General features: G+C 72.7%; 16 protein-coding genes. 6 read left to right on the forward strand and 10 right to left on the reverse strand.

Features of this window, described 5'->3' with window-relative positions; all coding sequences use genetic code 11:
• Window positions 1-19: 19 nt before the first annotated feature.
• From ABFX46_RS29695 to ABFX46_RS29710, 4 genes are read right to left on the reverse strand one after another with little or no spacing between them, the layout of a single operon-like run.
• Window positions 20-1,147: a hypothetical protein gene (locus tag ABFX46_RS29695; protein ID WP_346047209.1), complete on the reverse strand. Its 1,128-nt coding sequence runs from the start codon at window positions 1,145-1,147 to the stop codon at window positions 20-22.
• Between the two features lie 59 nt (window positions 1,148-1,206).
• Window positions 1,207-1,809 (reverse strand): DJ-1/PfpI family protein, encoded by a 603-nt coding sequence (locus tag ABFX46_RS29700; protein ID WP_346047210.1) that lies wholly within the window; start codon window positions 1,807-1,809, stop codon window positions 1,207-1,209.
• Window positions 1,806-2,786 (reverse strand): GlxA family transcriptional regulator, encoded by a 981-nt coding sequence (locus tag ABFX46_RS29705; protein ID WP_346047212.1) that lies wholly within the window; start codon window positions 2,784-2,786, stop codon window positions 1,806-1,808. Before ABFX46_RS29705 ends, ABFX46_RS29700 begins: the two co-directional genes overlap by 4 nt.
• A 54-nt stretch (window positions 2,787-2,840) precedes the next feature.
• A complete protein-coding gene (locus ABFX46_RS29710) occupies window positions 2,841-4,178 on the reverse strand; it encodes an LCP family protein (protein WP_346047214.1) in 1,338 nt (445 codons plus the stop codon).
• Between the two features lie 313 nt (window positions 4,179-4,491).
• Between ABFX46_RS29710 and ABFX46_RS29715 the strand changes: the two genes are divergently transcribed.
• Window positions 4,492-4,644: a hypothetical protein gene (locus tag ABFX46_RS29715; protein ID WP_346047216.1), complete on the forward strand. Its 153-nt coding sequence runs from the start codon at window positions 4,492-4,494 to the stop codon at window positions 4,642-4,644.
• Here the strand turns inward: ABFX46_RS29715 and ABFX46_RS29720 are convergent.
• Window positions 4,628-5,161, reverse strand: a complete 534-nt coding sequence (locus tag ABFX46_RS29720) for an ATP-binding protein (RefSeq protein WP_346047218.1) — start codon at window positions 5,159-5,161, stop codon at window positions 4,628-4,630. The two genes, ABFX46_RS29715 and ABFX46_RS29720, sit on opposite strands and share 17 nt — an antisense overlap.
• Window positions 5,162-5,369: 208 nt before the next feature.
• Here ABFX46_RS29720 and ABFX46_RS29725 point away from each other — a divergent pair, with 208 nt between their 5' ends.
• Window positions 5,370-6,770, forward strand: coding sequence for a sensor histidine kinase (locus ABFX46_RS29725; RefSeq protein WP_346047220.1), 1,401 nt, complete (start codon window positions 5,370-5,372; stop codon window positions 6,768-6,770).
• Here the strand turns inward: ABFX46_RS29725 and ABFX46_RS29730 are convergent.
• Entirely contained in the window at window positions 6,745-7,620 is an 876-nt protein-coding gene (locus ABFX46_RS29730; RefSeq protein ID WP_346047222.1) for an NAD(P)-dependent oxidoreductase, read from the reverse strand. The two genes, ABFX46_RS29725 and ABFX46_RS29730, sit on opposite strands and share 26 nt — an antisense overlap.
• Window positions 7,621-7,739: 119 nt before the next feature.
• On the opposite strand from ABFX46_RS29730, the gene ABFX46_RS29735 reads away from it, so the two are divergent.
• Genes ABFX46_RS29735 through ABFX46_RS29745 form a run of 3 tightly spaced genes read left to right on the forward strand, consistent with a single transcriptional unit; the run spans window position 7,740 to window position 12,067 of the window.
• The gene (locus ABFX46_RS29735; protein WP_346047224.1) at window positions 7,740-10,796 is read left to right on the forward strand and encodes an AfsR/SARP family transcriptional regulator; all 3,057 of its coding nucleotides are present in this window, start codon (window positions 7,740-7,742) and stop codon (window positions 10,794-10,796) included.
• Window positions 10,793-11,695: an arylamine N-acetyltransferase family protein gene (locus tag ABFX46_RS29740; protein ID WP_346047225.1), complete on the forward strand. Its 903-nt coding sequence runs from the start codon at window positions 10,793-10,795 to the stop codon at window positions 11,693-11,695. The genes ABFX46_RS29735 and ABFX46_RS29740 overlap by 4 nt, the downstream gene beginning before the upstream one ends.
• Window positions 11,696-11,746: 51 nt before the next feature.
• Entirely contained in the window at window positions 11,747-12,067 is a 321-nt protein-coding gene (locus ABFX46_RS29745) for a hypothetical protein (RefSeq protein WP_346047227.1), read from the forward strand.
• Between the two features lie 19 nt (window positions 12,068-12,086).
• On the opposite strand, the gene ABFX46_RS29750 is transcribed toward ABFX46_RS29745, so the two are convergent.
• The 3 genes from ABFX46_RS29750 to ABFX46_RS29760 form a co-directional block, all read right to left on the reverse strand.
• Window positions 12,087-12,860 carry an MgtC/SapB family protein gene (locus ABFX46_RS29750; RefSeq protein ID WP_346047229.1) on the reverse strand — a complete coding sequence of 258 codons (774 nt, stop codon included), beginning with the start codon at window positions 12,858-12,860 and terminating at the stop codon, window positions 12,087-12,089.
• 233 nt (window positions 12,861-13,093) lie between these two features.
• Window positions 13,094-13,285, reverse strand: a complete 192-nt coding sequence (locus tag ABFX46_RS29755) for a hypothetical protein (protein WP_346047231.1) — start codon at window positions 13,283-13,285, stop codon at window positions 13,094-13,096.
• Between the two features lie 11 nt (window positions 13,286-13,296).
• On the reverse strand, window positions 13,297-13,656 hold the full coding sequence (locus ABFX46_RS29760; protein ID WP_163055064.1) for a DUF3140 domain-containing protein: 360 nt from the start codon (window positions 13,654-13,656) through the stop codon (window positions 13,297-13,299).
• A 176-nt stretch (window positions 13,657-13,832) separates the two neighbouring features.
• Between ABFX46_RS29760 and ABFX46_RS29765 the strand changes: the two genes are divergently transcribed.
• Window positions 13,833-15,299 carry an aminotransferase class I/II-fold pyridoxal phosphate-dependent enzyme gene (locus ABFX46_RS29765; RefSeq protein WP_346047234.1) on the forward strand — a complete coding sequence of 489 codons (1,467 nt, stop codon included), beginning with the start codon at window positions 13,833-13,835 and terminating at the stop codon, window positions 15,297-15,299.
• On the opposite strand, the gene ABFX46_RS29770 is transcribed toward ABFX46_RS29765, so the two are convergent.
• Window positions 15,286-16,131 (reverse strand): polysaccharide deacetylase family protein, encoded by an 846-nt coding sequence (locus ABFX46_RS29770; protein WP_346047236.1) that lies wholly within the window; start codon window positions 16,129-16,131, stop codon window positions 15,286-15,288. The two genes, ABFX46_RS29765 and ABFX46_RS29770, sit on opposite strands and share 14 nt — an antisense overlap.
• Between the last annotated feature and the right edge of the window lie 25 nt (window positions 16,132-16,156).

The raw sequence follows: 16,156 nt of genomic DNA on the forward strand, positions 1-16,156 counted from the left end.
CCCCAGTCCGGTTACGAGGTTACGAGACGCCCGTAGTTACGAGACGCTCGTATTCGTACAGGACGCCGGCGAACTCCCCCGTCGGCAACTCGCAGGCGTGGCCGGGCAGCCACAGGTGCTCCAACCGGACGGTCTGCACATCGACCCGCAGATGGCAGGCGTTCCCCGTGTGCTCCCAGCCGGGACGTGCGGCGCGGACGACTTCCAGATGGTGCCGGTGGCTCTGCACGTCATGAAGCAGGAACGCCGTGAGGACATGACGCGGCCCGTACACCGCCTGGGAGAACATGCTCGCGCTTGACGCCGCGGCCTCCAGGTCGACCCCCGAGTCGGCCAGCTCTGGGAAGAACACCCGCACGTGCCGGACGACGCCCTCGATCTCGATCGGATGGCAGGGCAGCCGCAGGACGGAATCCGGGTCGATGTAGCCGTGTACCGGTACACCGGCGACGACACCAGACCATGCCCCTGGGACGCCGTTGAGGAAACGGGCCTGGGTCAAGGTGTTGCCCAGTTCCGCCATGAGGCGCTCTGGGTCGATCCCACGCGGCATGAACGTTTTGGTGCCGCCGCGTAGGCGCGTCCCGCTCTCGTCCAGCACGGCGAGGTCAGCCCAGCAGGCACCCGAGCCGGTCTCCAGGACGCCGTGCGGGAGGCAGCCGTCCGGGTGCGGGGTCAGCCCGGCGATGTCCTCCAGCATGGCGCGCGGCGCCTGGATCAGTCCCCAGCCCTGCGTCCGGTTCGAGACGGAGCCGAGGGCGAGCGAGCTCGCGACCGGTTCGCCGTTGCGCGGCTCGCCGAGCACGCGCTCCAGGCTGCGGCGGCTTCGCAGGGCGCCGACCTGCTGGAGGTACTCGTCCAGGCACTGCCGCAGGACGGCCGGGTCGAGGTCGCAGGACGCCCATCCGCCGACGTCCCGCACGTGGACGGTCGTGCCGTCGAAGTCGAGGCGGTGGTAGCGGTAGACCTCCTCCCACGGCCCGGACGGCCCGCCGCCGCCCAGCCGCCCCTGGGTGCGGGCGATCGCGGAGACGTCCTCGCCCAGGTCGTTGATGAGAAAGTCGCGGAGCGGGGCGTGCAGTGGATCGGTCTCCACCGCCACCCGCCCGCCCTCGCTGCGGAACCGCACCGGAAGCGATATCGCCATTCGCGTGATTATGCCGATAAGCGAAGATCATCACCGGTATGGCGGAATGTTCGTTCCGATCACTCCGGCGCGTCGGCCATGTACGGGGGCGCCGGCTCGTACTGGATGTAGCGGCGCACCGCCCGCGCGTCGTCGCGTCCGTGGATGCGTCCGACCAGCCAGAGCGCCATGTCGATGCCGGCGGACACCCCTTGGCTCGTGATGAGGTTGCCGTCCACGACGTAGCGCGCGTCGCGTACGACGGTCACGTCCCCGCGAGCCTCTAGGTCGTCCTCCGATGCCCAGTGGGTCGCGACCCTTCGTCCCTTGGCCGGGCCTGCGGCGTGGAGCAGGATCGAGCCGGTGCACACGCTGGTCACCCAGTCGGCCTGTTCGGCGGTCTTCGCTATCCAGCCGGTGACGGACGGGTTGTGCGGCTGGGTCTCTCTTGCGCCACGTCCACCCGGGACTAGGAGAACGTCCAGCTTCGGATGGTCGTCCAAGGTGTGGTCTGGCACGACCCTCAGGCCCTTGGCACAGCGCACCGGCCCCGGCTGCTCGGCGACCAGGAAAGCCTTGTCGTCTTCGTCGCGCAGCATGGCCGACGCCGTGAACACCTCCCAGGGGCCCACGAAGTCGAGTTCCTCCGCGGCCTCGAACACCAGCAGCCCGTACGTGGTCATGCGTACTCCCTCGTTCCTCGGAATCGATCCCTGTAGTCGGACGGCGCGACGCCGACATGCCGGTGGAAAGCCCTGCGCAGCGTCTCGCCCGTCCCGAATCCCAGCCGCCGGGCCAGCGTCTCCACCGGCTCGTCGCCCTCCGCGAGCGCCCGCCGCGCCGCCTCGATCCGGACCCGCTCGACGTAGGCGGCGGGTGGCACGCCCAGCTCGGCGGTGAACCGCCGCTGCAGGTGCCGCGCGCTGAGCCCGGACCGTTCGGCCAGGTCGGCGATGGTGTGCCGGGCGCCCGGATCGGCCTGGACGGACGACACCGCCGCCCGGATCGGGTCGCTCGCGGGCTGCGCCGACCACAGCGGGACGCTGAACTGCGACTGGCTGCCCGGCCGCCGCAGGAACATCACCAGCTCCCGCGCCACCGCGTGCGCCGCGTCGCGGCCGTGGTCGTCCTCCACCATGGCGAGCGCCAGGTCCATGCCGGCCGTGACGCCGGCGGACGTCCACACGTGCCCGTCCCGGATGAAGATCGGATCGCAGTCGACGTCCAGCCGCGGATACTCCGACCTGAGCTGCGCCTCACGCGCCCAGTGCGTGGTGACGCGGCGGTCGTCGAGCACCCCCGCCTCGGCGAGCAGCAGCGCCCCGCTGCACACGGACGCGACCCGCCGCGCGGTCGTCGCGACCTCGGCGACCCAGCCGACCAGCGCCGGGTCCCGCCGCGCCCGGTCGACCCCCTTGCCGCCTGCGACGACGAGCGTGTCGATGCTCTGCGGGGCGATGCTCTGCGTGTCGATGCTCTGCCGGACGACGTCGCGCGTGCCGAAGCCCGCGTGCACCGGCAGCCCGCCCGACGACCGCACCAGGCCCGCCTCGGGCGCGATGACGAGGCATTCGTACTGGCCTGTGTGCTGGAAGACCTCGTGTGGGCCGGTCAGGTCGAGGACCTGGAATCCGTCGAATATCACGAACGCGACGCGCATGACTCCAGGCTGGAGCCGCGCCCGTCATGGCGTCAACGACACGTACCCCACGGATCACGCCACCTTCTCGCACACGGTGTCGCTCGCCCGGCTCTCCCCCTGCTGGACGGGGATGCCGCCGGACGTCCGGATCCGCGTGAAGTCCGGGCCGATGACCAGCTCGACGACACCGGCCGGCGCCTTCGCGCGCGGCGCGACCTGCGCGCCCGGCAGGAGCTCGGCCAGCGCCTGCGCCTGCGCGTCGGCGCCCGTCCCGTACCGGACGTGCGTGGCCCGCGTCCGCGAGCGGAGGTTGCCGACGCCGACGACCTGCCAGCCGCCGTCCTCGAGCTGCGCCGCGACCTGCGCCGCACGCCCCTCCACGCCGGACGCGTTGTAGACGTGCACCTTCCCCGGCGGCACGGCCGGCGCCTTCTGCCGCACGGGCACGACGACGTCCTTGCGGATCGCGTCGAAGAACTCGTCGGCCGCCGGACGCGTCAGGGCCACCCGGTTCGGGTCCGGGGCGTAGGCGCCCGACGGCACCGTGACGAAGCGGAGCTTGCCGGCGTTCAGGTCGCGCATGCCCTGGGCGATCTTCAGCATCTCCGAGACGGTCAGCGCCTTGTCCGTCGTCAGCGACTCGGCCACCGCGTTGAGCAGCTCGTTCAGGCGTCCGGGATCGGTGAGGACGCCCTTGCCCATCGCCTCCTTGGCCAGCGCGCCGAAGAAGTGCTGCTGCCGCTTGATGCGCGCGGTGTCGCTCTTGTCCCCGAACCCCTTACGGCTGCGGACGTACGCCAGAGCCTGCTCGCCCTTCAACCTGTGGCTGCCCCTGGTGAGGTTGAGCCCGGAGTCCTTGTCGTGGACATCGCCCCTCACGCACACGGGGACGCCGCCGACCGCGGTGGCGATCCGCTTGAAGCCCACGAAATCCACCTGCACGAAGTGGTCGATGTGGATTTTCGTGACGTGCTCGATGGTCTTGACCGTGCATGCTGGGCCGGCATGGGCGATCGCCTGGTTCAGCATGGCGACGCTGGTACCGGACACCTTCGTCCCGTCCCTGCGCGTGCACTCCGGTATCGGGACCATGAGGTCGCGCGGGAAGCTCACGGCCAGCGCCTGCCCGCCGCCCGGCGACAGGTGCAGCAGCACCATCGTGTCGGACGCGGGCGGTTTGTTCCGCAGGCCCTTCCCGTACTGCGCGTTGGCGCCCTCCCGCGTGTCCGACCCGATCACCAGGATGTTCCGAGCGCCGTTCAGCTTCTTCGGCCGGTTCCCGCCGATCAGCTTGTCCACGTCCTCGTGCTGGACCGCGTTCTGCAGCTTCCAGTAGTACCCGTACGCGGACAGGCTGCCCGTCACCATCACCGCCGCCGCGGCGACGGCGACCCAAGCCAGCACTTTCATGAAGCCTCCCGGCGATGTATCTCCGCTTCCCGCCGTCCGGGTTCACGGCCGACTGAAATTAATGGGTTGACACCGCCGGGTGATCTATGGCTAACTCTTACGCATGGAGCTGTGATTCTCTCTGGTCGAGCCGCCCCCGAAGCCGGCTTCCACGTCGTCTTGGACGCTTTCGCGGGCCCGCTCCCATCCTCCTCACGGGCGCACTTCTCTTCACTCGCAGGTCGCTTGACCTGCGGCGCAGTCGCGCGCCCACCTTTTCTCCTCATCGGCCCCCGCACGGCCGAATTCAAGCCCGCCCGGAGGTGTTGCTTTCATGCGTGCCATTCACAACCCCAATTCCACCCCCTTCGCCAATTCCAAGAAGAAGGGGAAGCGGAGGAACTCCGACGCCAGGTCGGCCAATTTCGCGAACCAGCGCCGCAACGCCCGGCAGCTGCCCACCCGGCAGCTCAACCGGGGCCGCTGACCGGCGCGTCCCGGCCCCGCCCGCGCTCCCCCGCTGGCGGGGCCGGGAACTCCGCCCACACCACCGTCCGCGGCCCGTCCGCCCGGAACCCCCAGCGCGCCGCGAGCGCCTCCACGATCCGCATGCCGCGCCCCGTCTCCGCCCCGAACTCGGGCTTGACGTACGGTCGGCCGCCGGCGGCGCCGTCGTCGGCGACCTCCAGCCGGTAGACGCCGTCGCCCTCCAGGAGGACGACCGTCACCCGTCCTCCGGCCAGCCCCGACGCCGTGTGCGTGACCGCGTTGGCGACCGTCTCGCTCACCACCATCACGAGGTCGTCCACGGCGGGCAGATCGGCCGCCAGGTCCCGGACGAACCCCCGCGCGACCCCGACCGACCGCCGCACCCCGGGCAGCGTGACCTCGCCGAGCACCACGCGCCCCCGCGCCCGTCCCACGGCACCGCCTTCCCCGCGCCGCGCGGCTCTCCGGCCCGGCTCGCCGGGGATGGCGGTTCCCAGCGCGTCCTCGACACCCACGCGACGGCCCCCTCCACGTCCGGAAAGTCGCCCGTCACCTCCGCTGTACGGTTGCGCACCCGCCACCCGTTCACGCCGCCCCCGCCACCCGTTCACGCCGCCCCCGCCACGCGTTCACGCCGCTCCGGCCGCCACACCCTGCGGCTACGCTGAGCGGCAAGAGGTTACGGTGAGTGCATTACGGTGAGCGCCGCCCGGGGGATCGGCTGTGACGACGGAAAGGCGGGACCGCGCTCGCAGGCGGCGGGAAGTCCTGTTCTTCTCGGTCCGCGGGCGCGCGACGCTCCTCACCGCGGCGGTGTCCGCGCTGATCCTCGCCGTCGTGTTCGTCCTGCTGATGCTCCTCGCCCAGGACTGGGCGAGGAACCGGGTCTCGCAGAACACGCAGCGGACCGCCGAGCGGGTCGCCTTCGACATCGCCATGAACGCGAACCGCGGGCACCTCGCCGTCGGGCCGGGCGACGCGGCCATGGTGCAGGTCGTCAGCCCGCAGGGGAAGGTGGTGGCCGCCACCGAGGCGGCCGAAGGCCATCCGCCCTTCGCCCCGGCGGAACTGAAGCGGCGGGCACTGCTCATCGACGAGCGGACGTGCCCCCGCTCCCTGGACGGCTGCGTGTGGGTCTTCGGCCTGCGCCTCCGCAGCTCGCCCTGGGGGCCCGGCGTGATGGTCATGGCGGCGGCGCCGCTGCCGACCCTGCTCACCGTGTGGCTGCTGCCGCTGGCCATCGCCCTCGTCCTTACCGTGCTCCTCGCCCTGATCACCTGGTGGACGTGGCACACGGTCGGCCGGGCGCTGGTCCCGGTCGACCGGCTCCGCGCCGAACTCGCGGACGTCGGCGCGCACGGCCTGGACCGGCGGGTCGCGGTCCCGGCGACGGCCGGCGAGACCCGGCGGCTCGCCGAGACGGTCAACGCCACGCTCACGCGCCTGGAGGAGGCGTCCGAGCGGGAGCGCAGGTTCGTCTCCGACGCCTCCCACGACCTGCGGAACCCGATCGCCGGGCTGCAGACGCGGCTGGAGGTCGCGCTGGACGAACCGGACGACCACCCGTGGAAGCCGCTGGTGCGCGCGGCCCTCGGCGACGTCCGGCGGCTGAACGACATCGTCGTCGACCTGCTGGAGCTGTCCCGCCTGGACGCCCGCACCCCGCGTCCCGTCGAGCGCGTCGACCTCGCCGAACTGGTCCGCCGCGAGGTGGCCCGGCGCGACGACCGCATCCCCGTCGAGACCCGGTCGGTACCGGGCGTGGTCGTCACGGCGAACCGGGTGCGGCTCGGCCGGGTGCTCGGCAACCTGCTGAACAACGCCGAACGGCACGCCGAGTCGCGGATCACCGTGACCGTGGACCGCGACGGCGGCGACGCCGTCCTCGAGGTGCTGGACGACGGCGCCGGCATCCCGCCCGAGTCGCGCGAACGGGTCTTCGAGCGGTTCGCGCGGCTCCCGGAGTCGCGCGCCCGCGACCCGCAGGGCACCGGGCTCGGCCTGCCCATCGCCCGCGAGATCGCCGAGATCTACGGCGGCACGCTCCGCGTCGCCGACAGCCCGCGCGGCGCCCGCCTCGTCCTCCGCCTCCCGCTCGTCACGGACGATCCCGGATCGCGGTGACGACCGACGCGAGGCCGTCGGCGCCGTGGCCGGCGTCCACGGCGCGCCAGAACAGGTCCCGGAGCGCGCGCGGCCAGGCGGTGTCGATGCCGGCCTCCCGCGCCGCCTCGACGACGTGGTCGGCGCCGACCGCCTGCATCCGGAGGCTGTTCGCCTCGCCCGGGTAGACGCCGACGTCGATCTCCTCGGCGAGCTCCTTCAGGAAGCCCATGGGGCCGTCCGCGGCCAGCTCGCGCAGTGTCGTGGCGGCGAACGGCTCGAACTGCCGGGCCGATACGCCCGCGGTCTCCAGCAGGGCGATGGCGTGCATGTAGGCGGTCAGCGTCGACCAGAACAGGAACAGCTGCGACTGGTAGTACAGCATCGCCAGACCGGGGTCGGTGCCGACGAAGGTGACGTCCCCTAGCTCGGCGAGCGTCTCCCTGTGGCGGTCCAGTTCTTCCTCCGGGCCGCTGTAGAAGACGTACGAACCCGGCTGGCCGATGCCCGGCGGAGGCACCATGATGCCGCCGGTCACCAGGACACCGCCGTTCGCGGACGCCCATGCGCTCGCGCGGCGAAGCTCGTCCGGACTGCCGGAGCTGAGGTTGACGAGGACGCGCCCCTTGAGGTCGACGCCGTCCAGCGAGTCGTACATCGCCTGGTAGTCGGTCTGGCTGACGACGACCAGCTCGGACGCGGCGACCGCTTCGGCGGCCGTCGGGGCCAGGGTCGCGCCCGCCTCGACCAAGGGCGCCGCTTTGGACGCGGTCCGGTTCCAGAGCGTGGTCGGGCGGCCGTTATCGAGGAACGTCCTGGCCATAGTCGCGCCCATGGGGCCGAGGCCGATGACCGTCACTGGAGCATTCACGGTTTCCTCCTGCTGTCAGTGCGTTCTGCAGTGCGTTCTGCAGTGCGTTGCCCTCACCCTCGTTGCGGCGGCTACGGAACGGCTGCGGGTCCGTCCGTAGCGGTGGCTACGCTGGCGGCGTGCGTTTCGGGGTGCTTGGTCCGCTTTTGGTGTGGACGGACGACGGGACGCCCGTCCACGTCCCGGAAGCGAAGGTCCGCACGCTCCTCGCCGTCCTGCTCACCGATCCGGGGCGCCCTGTGTCCGCCGACCGGCTCATCGACGCGCTGTGGGGCGACGCACCGCCGCGTAACCCGTCCGGAACGCTCCAGGCCCGGATCTCCCAGCTGAGGACGGTGCTGGACGGCGCCGAGCCGGGCGCGCGGGGGCTGATCGCGCTGCGTCCCCCCGGGTACGCGCTCGACGTCGCCCCGGACGCGGTGGACGCCGGCCGGTTCGCCGCGCTCCGCGCCCGTCCGGCCGCCGACCCGCTCGCCCGCAAGCGGCATCTCGGCGACGCGCTGGAGCTGTGGCGCGGCCCCGCCTACGCCGACTTCGCCGATGCCGAGTTCGCCCGGACGTCCATCACCGCGCTGGAGGAGGGCCGCCTCGCCGCGCTGGAGGCCCACGCCGAGGCGCGGCTCGACTTGGGCGAGCACGCCGCGGTCGCGGCCGAGCTCGCCGACGTCGTGGCCCTGCATCCGCTGCGCGAACGGCTGCGTGCCGTGCACCTGCGCGCGCTGCACCGGGCCGGACGGCAGGCCGAGGCACTCGCGGGCTACCACGACCTGCGCGCGCGCCTGGCCGACGAGCTGGGCATCGACCCGAGCCCCGAGCTGGCTGCGCTCTACCAGTCGATGCTCGAAACCGGGGTTGCCCCGCCTCGGCGCACGACCCCCGCACCGCCCGCCCCGCTCGGTGAACTCATCGGGCGCGAGGACGACGTCCGCCACGCCCGCGGGCTGCTGGCCGAGCACCGCCTGGTGACGCTGACCGGGCCCGGCGGCGTCGGCAAGACCCGCCTGGCGCTGGAGACGGCCGCGCGGTCGCTCGCCGATCATCCCGACGGCGTCTGGACGGTCGAGCTGGCCACGGCCGGCGACGTGGCCGGGCAGGTCGCCGGCGTGCTGGGCCTGCGCGACGAGTCCGCGGAGCGGCCGCTCGCCGACGCACTGCGCGGGCGGCGGGCGCTGCCCGTCCTGGACAACTGCGAGCATGTGCTCGACTCGGTCGCGGAGCTGGCAGGGCGGCTGCTCGCGGACGCGCCGGGCCTGCGGATCCTCGCGACGTCCAGGGAGCCGCTGGGGGTGCCCGGGGAGCGGCTGCAGATCGTCCCGCCGCTCGGGTTGCCCGGCCCGGAGACCGCCCCGGAGGCGCTGCTGGAGTCCGCCGCCGTGCAACTGTTCGTCGCGCGGGCGGCGGCCGCGTCGCCGGGGTTCGCGCTCGACTCCGGCACCGCGCCCTGGGTCGCGTCGATCTGCCGGCGGCTGGACGGCCTGCCGCTCGCACTGGAGCTGGCGGCGACCCGCGTCCGCGGGCTCGGCGTGCGTGACCTGGCAGCACGGCTGGACGACCGGTTCCGGCTGCTGGCGGGCGGGCGGCACGGCGGCCCCGCCCGGCAGCGGACGCTCCGCGCGATGATCGACTGGAGCTGGGAGCCGCTGCCCGAGCCCGAGCGGCGCGCGCTGCGGCGCCTGGCCGTGCACGCGGGCGGCTGCACGCTGGACGCCGCCGAGGCCGTCGGCGGCACCGGCGCCGGTGAACTCGCCCGGCTGGTCGACCGCTCCCTCGTCGTCCGGACGGAGGACGGCCGCTACCGGCTGCTGGAGACGGTCGCCGCCTACAGCCTGGAGCGGCTGCGCGAGGGGGGCGAGGAGGACGAGCACCGCCGCCGCCACGTCGCCCACTACACCGCCCTGGCCGAGCAGGCGGCCGAACGGCTGCGCGGCCCGGAGCAGGCCCACTGGCTGGAGCGACTCGACCAGGAGGCCGCGAACCTGAACGCGGCCCTGCCCGGCGCCACCGGTTTCCGGTTGGTGAACGCGCTCGGCTGGTACTGGTACCTGCGCGGACGGTCCGGAGACGCGCGGCGTGCACTGGCCGAGGCGCTCTCCACTGAACGGAGACCGTCACCGGCCAGGACGGAGGCCGAGACCTGGCTGACCGCCTTCACCATGCTGGTCGGCGAAAGCGCTGATTCCGAGGAGCTGCGCAGGGCGGCGCTGAAGGACGATCGGGATCCTCTGGCGAGGGCCAAGGCGGAGTGGCTTCTGAGTCACGTCCACTGGGCCTACGGCGACCTGGCCTCGAACGAGGAACGCGTTGAGCGCGCCTTGGCCGTGTTCCGCGCGCGCGCCGATCGGTGGTTCACGGCCGCCGCGCTCGCGTCCCGGGCCAAGTTCGCCCTGGGCCGCGGTGACCTGCCCGCCGTGGCACGGGACGCCGCCGAGAGCATGGCGATCTTCGACGAGCTCGGCGACCCGTGGGGACGGCTGGAGGCCGCCGACGCCCTCGCCCGCCTGGCCGAGACCATCGGCGACTACGACGCGGCGGCCCGCCACCTGCGGGACGGCCTGCGGCTGGCCGAGGAGCTGCGGATGTGGCCCGAGGTCTCGTTCCGGCTCGCCGGCCTCGGCCGCGTCGCGCTGCTCACCGGCACCGTGGGCGAGGCCCGCGACCTGCACGAACGGGCGCTCGACCTCGCGCGGCGGCACGCCGCGCGGTCCGCCGAGGAGTTCGCCGAGGTGGGGCTCGGTCTCGTCGCCCGCGCGAGCGGCGACCTCGACGCCGCCGAGGCCTACCTGCGGGCGCGGCTCGGCTGGCTGCGCGGCATCGGCGGGACGGCCGGCGTCGCGTTCGTGCACGCCCAGCTCGGCTTCGTCGCCGAGGAGCGCGGCGACGCCCGCGCGGCCCGCGCCCTCCACACCGAGGGACTCGCCGCCGCCCGCGCCACCGGCGACCCGCGCGCGATCGCCCTTGCCCTCGAAGGGCTCGCCGGGGCCCGCTCCCTGGCCGGCGAGCACGAGGCGGCGGCCGGGCTGCTCGCGGAGGCGGCCGCCCTGCGCGCGGAGTCCGGCGCGCCGCTGCCCGCCGGGGAGCGCCGCGACGTCGACCGGATTGCCCGCCGTATCCGGAATGCGGGAAAGATCCATACTGCGTCCGGTGTTATCCCTGAAACCGGTGAAGGGGAGTCATGAGCGAGGATCTCGATTACGGGTTGCAGGGTTACGGGTGGGAGAGCGAGTTGCTGGACTTGCCCGCCTACCTCAAGCGCGTCGGGTACGACGGTGGTCTGGCGCCGACGGCGGAGACGCTGCGGGGGTTGCACCGGGCGCATGTCGCGTCGATCCCGTTCGAGAACCTGGAGATCATGCTCGGGCGGCCGATCGACCTGTCGCTGGAGGTCGTCCAGGCGAAGCTGGTCGGGCGGCCGCGCGGCGGCTACTGCTTCGAGCACAACCGGCTGTTCGCGGCGGTGCTGGAGCGGCTCGGCTTCGAGGTCACGGCCATGGTCGGGCGGGTGATGCTGGGCTCGACGCGGCTCCGGCCGACGACGCACGCGCTGCTGCACGTCCGTCCGCCGGAGCAGTCGCGGGACGAGCCCGGCTGGCTGAGCGACGTCGGGTTCGGCGCCGGGCCGATGGAGCCGCTCCGCTTCGTGGACGGTGCGGAGGTCTTCCAGGACGGGTGGGGTTTCCGCCTTCAACGGGGCCGCACCGTCACGACGTGGGACCCGCCGTCCGTCAACTGGGAGATGCACCAGACCATGGAGGGCGGCGGCTGGGGCCTGCGGCACACGTTCGCGTTGAACGAGACATTCCGCCTGGACTTCGACGTGCTCAACTACTACGTGTCGACGAATCCCCGGTCACCGTTCACGGCACGTCCGTTCACGCAGAAGTTCACGCCCGAGGCCCTCTACGTGGTGGACGGGACGACGCTGACCGTCACCCGGCCGGACGGCTCGTCCGAAAAGCGCGTGCTCCGGCCGGAGGAACTGCCCGGAGTGCTGGCCGAGCATTTCGCGATCGTCCTGGACGAGGAGGAGGCCTCCCGCCTCATCGGTTTCGTCCGCGAACGCGTCCTGGAGGGTTGAATCCCACCCGCCGGGTATCGCCTCCCATCGGATCCGATGAGGAGGACGGCCATGGCCGGGCAGGAGTTCGCCGAGTTCCAGCGCGGCATGGCCAAGGCCGTGCGCGCCGCGGAGGCGGTCGCCCCGCCCCACCCGCACCAGGGCACAGCCATAGAGACGCAGTCGTTCCAGAGGAGGGGCGCGATGAGCGCAGGCAAGCGCGATGAGGACAAGCCGCTCGCCGACCGGCGCGCCGAGGCGGAGGCGCCGCAGGACACCGACGCGGACTTCGCCGACGAGCACACCCCGAGCCCGACGGACCCGCCGAACGCCGAGGCCGACACCCCGGGCGGCGAGGACGAGGGCTACAGCCCGCAGACCGAGGTCCCGTAAGGCACCCGCCGGCCGGGGCTCACTCCGCGTCGTCGTCGCGGTCGGAGCCGACCGTGACGCCGACGACGTCGTCCAGTTCGCTGAGGTGCGCGATGAGGTCCGGGATCGAGCCCGTCCCCTCCAGCACCACCATCACGACGGCGTTGCCGGGGCGGCGCCGTTCGGGCGGTTCGCGCCGGTCGCGGCGTTCGTCCCGGCCCCGGTCGGAGTCGTCCGGCAGGTAGTCGCGGTCGACGTTGACGTCCAGGATCACGAAGCCGCGCTGCGTGCACTCCATCAGGACCCGCCGCAGCGCGCCCCGCCCGTCGCGGTAGACGAGCCGCATCCGCGCGAGGCCCGCCGGGCGGAACCGGTGCATCGGCAGCCGCCGCGTCAGCGCGCTCAGCCCGTAGACGACCAGGAAGTGCATGGCGGTCACCGCGATCGCGAGCACCCACAGCCCGCCGCCCGCCGCCATGCCGACCGCCGCCGTCACCCACACGACCGCCGCGGTCGTCAGCCCGCGCACCGCGTCCCGCCGGACGAAGATCAGCCCGCCGCCGATGAACCCGATGCCGGACACGATCTGCGCCGCCACCCGGGACGGGTCGAGCGACACGTTCCCCGGGACGTTCTCGAACCCGTACTTGCTGACCAGCATGAACAGCGCCGCGCCGACGCCGACGAGGGTGTGCGTGCGCAGCCCCGCGCTCTTGTTGCGCAGCCCCCGCTCCAGGCCGATCGCCGCCGACAGCACCATCGCCAGCAGCAGCTCACCTATCTCGACGAGCCCCTGGCCCGGCGACAGCTCCATCACCTTTTGTCCCTACCCTCCCGCCGTATCCCACAAGCCCCGCCGCACCGCACGACCCGCACCTCCCGCGCCTCCCGCCGGCCGCGCCTCCCGTGCCTCCCGCGCCTTCCGCACCTCCCGCGCCTCCCGCGCCTCCCGCGCCTCCCGCGCCTCCCGCGCCTCCCGCGCATCACGCCGACCGCGCATGGGCGGGCCGTCCCGGTTCGGTCCGGGACGGCCCGCTGCGCGCCGGCTCAGGTGGGGTGCGGCGGCCGCTGGTCGGGCGGGGTCCCGCCGCCCTTGCCGCCGCCCTTCTTCCCCTTGTCGGTGCCGTGCGCGTGGCCCTTGGCCCGCGTCATCTTCGGGTCGGTGGCCTCCGGCGCCGGCTCCTCGGTCACCGCGGTCCGCTCCGACCGCCTCATCTCGGGCTGCTGCGGGTTCGGCATGCTCTCGCCTCCTATGCGCTCGACGGCTCGGGACGCAGCGGGTCGTGCCCCACGCTCATCAGCGCGTGCCGCCATCCCTCGTCCCGCTCCGCGTTCGGCGGACGGTTCTCCAGCCGGTCCTCGACGAAGTCGACGACCTCCACCATCAACTCCGTGTCGCTCTCGGTCAGATCGACCTTGCGCTTGCGCAGCACGTCGACGACACGGGCGCCGAGTTCGCCGACCCCCGGGCCGGGCCCGTCCGCGGGGAATGCCTCCTCGCCCGAGGCGTCCGTGAGCAGCCACGTCCGCAGCTCGTCCGAGGTCATGTTGACGACCCGGTGGAACTCGTCCCAGGCCAGCTCCGCCTCAGCCGGTATGCGATCGTTCATCGGTCACTCCCTCTCGGCCGTTCATGCCCGCCCTACCCGATGACCGGCGTCGCATTCGTCCTCTTTGAGCGGCTATGCCCCTGCGGGCGCTGGGGCGCGGGTCGCGGGGCGTTGGGGTCATGGGGCGTCGGCGTCGCGGGGCGTTAGGTCGCGGTGCCTCGGGGAAGGCGACGGCCATGGACCACTCCCAGGCCCCCGTCCTCGACGCGCTCGCGGCCTACCACCGCGAGCAGCAGCTCCCCTTCACCCCGCCCGGCCACAAGCAGGGCCGCGGCGCCGACCCGCGCGTCCGGGAGGTGCTCGGCGACGCGGTGTTCCGCTCCGACGTGCTGGCGATCTCCGGACTGGACGACCGCATGTCGAGCAACAAGGTCCTCGAACGGGCCCAGGAGCTGATGGCGGACGCCGTCCACGCCGAGCAGACGTTCTTCTCGACGTGCGGCAGCTCGCTGTCGGTCAAGAGCGCGATGCTCGCGGTGGCGGGCCCCGGCGAGAAACTCCTCGTCGGACGCGATGCCCACAAGTCGGTCGTGTCGGGACTGATCCTGTCGGGCGTCCGTCCGATCTGGGTGGAGCCGCAGTGGGACGCGTCCCGCAATCTGGCGCACCCGCCGTCCGCGGACGCGTTCGCCGCCCGCCTCGACGAGCATCCCGACGCGCGCGGCGCCCTCGTCACCAGCCCCACCCCGTACGGGACGTGCGCGGACCTCGCCGCGATCGCCGCCGCCTGCCACGAGCGCGGCAAGCCGCTGATCGTGGACGAGGCGTGGGGCGCGCACCTGCCGTTCCACCCCGACCTCCCCACGTGGGCGATGGACTCCGGCGCGGACGTGTGCGTGACGAGTGTCCACAAGATGGGCGCCGGGCTCGAACAGGGCTCGGTCTTCCACCAGCAGGGCGACCTCGTTGACCCGGCCGTGCTGAAGGCCCGCGAGGACCTGCTCGGCACCACCAGCCCGTCCGTCCTGCTCTACGCGGGCCTGGACGGATGGCGGCGGCAGATGGTGGAGCACGGCCACGTGCTGCTCCAGAACGCGCTCGACCTGGCCGCCCGCGTCCGCGCGGAGATCGCCGCCATCCCCGGCTTCGACGTCCAGGGCCGGGATGAGTTCACCGGCCCCGGACGCGCCACCGACCTCGACCCGCTGCCCATCGTCATCGACATCGCCGGCCTCGGCGTCACCGGTTACCGGGCCGCCGACTGGCTGCGCGAGCACCATGAGGTCAACGCGCACCTCGCCGACCACCGGCGGGTCAGCGCGCAGCTCACGTTCGCCGACGACAAGGACACCGCCGACCGCCTCCTCACCGCCCTGCGCGACCTCCGCGCGCACATCGACGACCTCCGAGGCTCACCCGTCGTGGAGGTGCCGTCGCCCGCGGAGCTGCGGCTCGAACTGGTCGTCCTGCCGCGTGACGCGTTCTTCGGCCCGGCCGAGCAGGTCCCGGCGTCCGACGCCGACGGGCGCGTCTGCGCGGAGATGCTGACGCCGTACCCGCCGGGGATCCCGGCCGCGCTGCCGGGCGAGCGGCTCACCCGTCCCGTCCTCGACTACCTGCGCTCGGGGGTCTCCGCCGGGATGGTCGTACCGGACGCCGCGGACTCGTCCCTCGACACGATCCGTGTGTTCATTGAGGAGTGATGTAGTCCTCAAGGCGCGCCACGGCGAACCCTTGCTTCTGGATGCGCTTGAGCATGTGGCCGAACATCGCGGTCATCGTCTCGCCCTTGAGCTGCTCCGGTCCCCTGAAGTGCGCCAGCAGGATGTCGCCGGGATGCAGCTTCTTGTTGACGTCGTCGTACTGCATGTCGTGGATCTGCATGGACGCACGCCACATGACGATCCCGTCGATACCGCACTCGCGGGCCGCCTGCTGTGTGGCCCAGTTCCATCTCCCGTAGGGCGGACGCAGCAGAGTGGGCTTCGTGCCGTACTGCTTGGACAGGACGTCCTGATCCCCGCAGATTTCACGCTTCTGACCGTCCAGCCCAAGCACCGGCAGGACGGGATGGGTCAACGTGTGGTTCTGGACGTGATTCCCCAACGCCTGCAACGGCTTGAAGTAGGCGTAGTCGTCCTGGATGACGTTGTCGGTGAGGAACATGGTCACCGGCACCTGCAGGTCGGTCAGCATCTGGACGAACCTGGGGTCCTTCTCCTGCCCGTCATCGATCGTGATGAAGACGACGCGTTCCTCCGTGGGAACCCGGTCGAAGACCTTCACGGGCCCCTTCCCAGGGAGTTCGAGAGGCTTCTCCACCGGCGGTTCAGGCGCCGGGGGCAACGGCTTGAGCCCCCACTTGCCCCACATGGCCGCCTCGTCCCGCACGACAGGCGTCGCACTGGGCGCCGGCGCTCCCGGCGACGGGACGGCCTTGCGTTCCTCGGACGCCTTACACGCCCCCAACACCGCGACCAGCACAACGGCCCCGACCACCACACGAAAAGCCCGCACCCCGACGGCCTCCCCCACCCGACTGATCAAAACCTATCGGCCC

This window comes from Actinomadura chokoriensis, assembly GCF_039529475.1.
Lineage (GTDB): Bacteria > Actinomycetota > Actinomycetes > Streptosporangiales > Streptosporangiaceae > Spirillospora > Spirillospora bangladeshensis.